This window comes from Microcystis sp. M53598_WE2 (genome assembly GCF_030067735.1).
Lineage (GTDB): Bacteria > Cyanobacteriota > Cyanobacteriia > Cyanobacteriales > Microcystaceae > Microcystis > Microcystis aeruginosa.
Genome location: NZ_JASJFE010000921.1, coordinates 1 through 3703, shown reverse-complemented (window position 1 = coordinate 3703; position 3703 = coordinate 1). Strand labels below are relative to the sequence as shown.

The window sequence follows — 3703 nt, the reverse complement described above, 5'->3', positions numbered from 1 at the left end:
TTTCGACAAAGGATTTCTCGGCTGGTGAGAGACAGTCTATCTTTCTCTAAAAAAATAGAGAATCACGTTGGGGAACCCTTTGGTATTTTATCCATGACTACAATGCACAGCAAAGCAAAGGATTAAGCCGCCATCACTACTACCGAATCACCACCGGGGGAGATTCTGCTAATCTAAGAATAAGCAGTTTAAATGCGTCTTAGCTTACAATCGATACAAAATATCAACGACTAGGATTAAATGGCTACTCATATTGTTACTGGTGTCGCGGGTTTTATCGGTTCTAACTTGGCACAAAAGCTTTTAGAACAAGGAGATCAGGTGATCGGTATCGATCAATTTAACGATTATTACGACCCCAGTTTAAAGCGCAAAAATGCCCATATTCTAGCAAAATATCCCGAATTTCAGTTAATTGAAGCGGATATACAAGCCCTTGACTGGCGACAACTGTTGCAAGGAGTAGAAGTATTATTCCATCAGGCAGCCCAAGCAGGAGTCAGAGCAAGCTGGGGTGATGGATTTCGTCAATATACCGAAAGGAATATAAATGCCACTCAAATTATTCTTGAGGCCGCTAAGGAAACCCCTTCTTTACAACGGATGGTTTTTGCTTCCACTTCCTCGGTGTATGGCAATGCGGAAACGATGCCGACTCCCGAAACCCTTTGTCCCCAACCAGTTTCACCCTACGGCATCACCAAATTAGCGGCAGAAAGACTCTGTTGGCTATATCACCAGAATTTTAACGTTCCCGTCACTGCCTTGCGTTATTTCACCGTTTATGGACCGCGGCAACGTCCCGATATGGCTTTCCATAAGTTTTTTCAAGCAGCGATCGCAGGTAAACCGATCGGCATCTACGGAGATGGCAAACAAACCCGTGATTTTACCTTTATTAGCGATGCTGTAGCCGCTAATTTAGCCGCTGCCCTAGTGCCGGAAGCGGTGGGGGAGGTGTTTAATATTGGTGGTGGTAGTCGCGTGGTATTGTTGGATGTCTTGGATACCATGGCAAAAGTCATCGGTAAACCTATCGAGCGATCGCATCAAGGACTCGCCCGGGGAGATGCCCGTCACACCGCCGCCGATGTCACCAAAGCCCGTACTATTCTAGGTTATAATCCCCAAGTCTCTTTAGCCGAAGGATTAGCCCAAGAATGGCAGTGGATTCAGGAATTATATTGTTAATGGTTAGGGTGTGTTAGGGCATCGTGACACACCTAAAAATCCCATCACGGGAGCAATTGCTTAATAATCAAAAAATCTCCCCATAAAAGGGAGATTTTGGCCAATATCTGGTATTATACCCCGACAAATTACACCAATTTCAGATCGGGATAATTGGCGAGAATGTCGTCTTGACTGAGAATATCACCCTCGCTTTGAGGAGTCCAAATCACTTCTACCGCTAAAAGTCGATCGCCTCCCATACTACCAATTTGTTGCAGGGCTTGTTTCAAGTCTTGGGAATCATTAATTTTGGCTAGAGAAAATTTACCGACAATGCCGGCTAAAATAGTCACCAAAATATAGCCTTCCGGTGCGGTTTTAGCTAATTCCCCAGCCGATTCGGGTAAAATATTTTCTTGAGAACCTTGACGCAGTTGATTATTGTAATTAGTTAAGGTTTCCGCCGTTAGTTTACCGCGTTCGTTGAGAGACCACTGATTAAACTTCGCTTCTGCACTGCTGAGGCTGGTTTGTTGGCAATCGACGTTACCATAAACCCAGTATTCCGGATGACGTAACAGGGCGAGGGCCGATTCTTGTAAGACTTCGACGCGTCCCTCGGAGGTGCTAGTATCCACAGTTAGGGCGATTTGATTTAATTCTTGTTGCAGATAACGGGCATTAGCCAACAAACCCACCTGTACTTTAGCCACGGAGACGGTTTCATAACCGGATTCTATCGTCATACCATTCTCATCACTGCCTCCACCATTACGGAAAGCATTAACGAGGAAATTGGCAATAGCAAAAAAGATTAACAGAGAAATTAAGCCACCGCCACCACCACCCCAAAAGAAGGGTAAGAGGAAGGGAAAACCAATACCTCCACCGTAACCGGGGGAACTGTAACCACCACCTCTAGAAGGGCTAATACTGCGACTAGGGGCGCGAAAACTACCGCCCCCCATTCTACCCCCCGATGCCGCTAAAGCACTGGAAACATTGCCTAAAATCAGCGTTGTCACTAATCCTAGAACTAATAGCGGCTTGGCAAGCGATCGAACTTTAGTTAAAATTTTGTCAATCATAAGAACACCGAAGCAACCCTTTATTTACTAGGATAACCAGTTTCTCCCTCAGGGATAGACAAACCCCGAATAGGGATAACCGAATCAGTGATCAGTTATCAGTTATCAGTGATCAGATTTGAGTTTTCAGTTCACTGTTTACTGTTTACTGATCACTGACAAAACCCCCACCCCCAAATTTATGACTTGGAATTTCTCTTCTCCGACGGATTCGCCATTAAGCGATCGCGAAGTACCCTTAGAAAGTCATCATCTCTGGGGTAAACGTATTGCTTTACTGGTGACAGGAGGGATTGCGGCCATGAAAGCGCCGCTAATTGCCCGATCTTTGCGGAAATTCGGGGCTACAGTCGTGGCTTTTGTCTCGGAAGAAGCTTTAAGATACGTCACTAAGGAAGCTTTGGAATGGAGTACGGTTAATCCCGTAATTAGCCAATTAACGGCAAAAGCAGAACATTTAAGCGATCAATCTCCCTTTGATCTTTATTTAGTCGCCCCCGCTACCTATAACACGATTAATAAGTTTCGTTACGGAATCGCTGACGGAGTGATCACTTCATGCTTGGCCTCGGCCTTGGGACGACAGGAAAAGGGAAAAACTAAAATTCTGCTTGTCCCCACCATGCACGGCAGTTTACATAATGCTATTCTGACCGAATCTTTGCAAACTCTCGATCGCTGGGGAGTCCAGATTATGTCACCCCGGGATGATTACGGTAAGCACAATCTCCCCGGGGAAAAAGAGATCACCGTAGCAGCCTGTGGGATTCTCAGTAATTCTGTCCTGAAAAATAGGCCGATTTTAGTCACTGGTGGACCCACACCCGTTATTATCGATAATATTCGTCGTTTAACCAATCGTTTTACCGGACAATTAGGAGTCGCTATTGCAGAAGAATTGTACCTGCGCGGGGCAAAGGTGCAATTAATCCACGGACGCGGCAGCTATACACCCCCCGCTTATTTACCCCACGAAATTATTGAAACTTATGACGAGTATCTAGGGAAGGTGATGGGAGAATTAGAGAGTAAAGATTATAAATTTGGGATTTTCTCGGCAGCAGTGGCAGATTATCGCTTAGAAAGCCCTTTTTTGGGTAAAATTCCCAGTGGTGGGCCGTTAAATCTTAATTTTGTGCCGACGGAAAAAGTGATTGACAAGGTGAGAGAAAAATTTCCCGATTTAGAGATGGTGACTTTCAAGTATCAGGAGGGAGTCAGTCAGGAGGAGTTGCTGGAAATCGCCCGTAAACGCCTAGAAAAGGGCTATCAGGCCGTCATTGCTAATCGGGGTGAGGAAAAGGGCGATCAAGGGGAACAGGTGGCTTATTTGGTCACAAAAGCGGCATTGAGGAAATTTATCGGCAAAAAAGCGATCGCTATTGGCATCGCCGAATATTTAGAACAGCGAGCCAAAAATGTTACAATCAAAAAAATTTAAT

3 protein-coding genes and 1 pseudogene are annotated in these 3703 nt (G+C 45.2%); 3 read left to right on the top strand and 1 reads right to left on the bottom strand.

Annotated elements, in window-relative coordinates:
• Positions 1–107: pseudogene (locus PX636_RS18710) on the top strand (IS1 family transposase); the annotation flags it as partial.
• A 133-nt stretch (positions 108–240) separates the two neighbouring features.
• Entirely contained in the window at positions 241–1191 is a 951-nt protein-coding gene (locus tag PX636_RS18705) for an NAD-dependent epimerase/dehydratase family protein (protein WP_012267124.1), read from the top strand.
• Positions 1192–1319: 128 nt separating this feature from the next.
• Here the strand turns inward: PX636_RS18705 and PX636_RS18700 are convergent, their stop codons facing one another.
• A complete protein-coding gene (locus PX636_RS18700; RefSeq protein ID WP_002761304.1) occupies positions 1320–2261 on the bottom strand; it encodes a DUF1517 domain-containing protein in 942 nt (313 codons plus the stop codon).
• A 181-nt stretch (positions 2262–2442) separates the two neighbouring features.
• On the opposite strand from PX636_RS18700, the gene PX636_RS18695 reads away from it, so the two are divergent.
• Entirely contained in the window at positions 2443–3702 is a 1260-nt protein-coding gene (locus PX636_RS18695) for a phosphopantothenoylcysteine decarboxylase domain-containing protein (RefSeq protein ID WP_288118266.1), read from the top strand.
• The last annotated feature ends 1 nt before the right edge of the window (position 3703 follow it).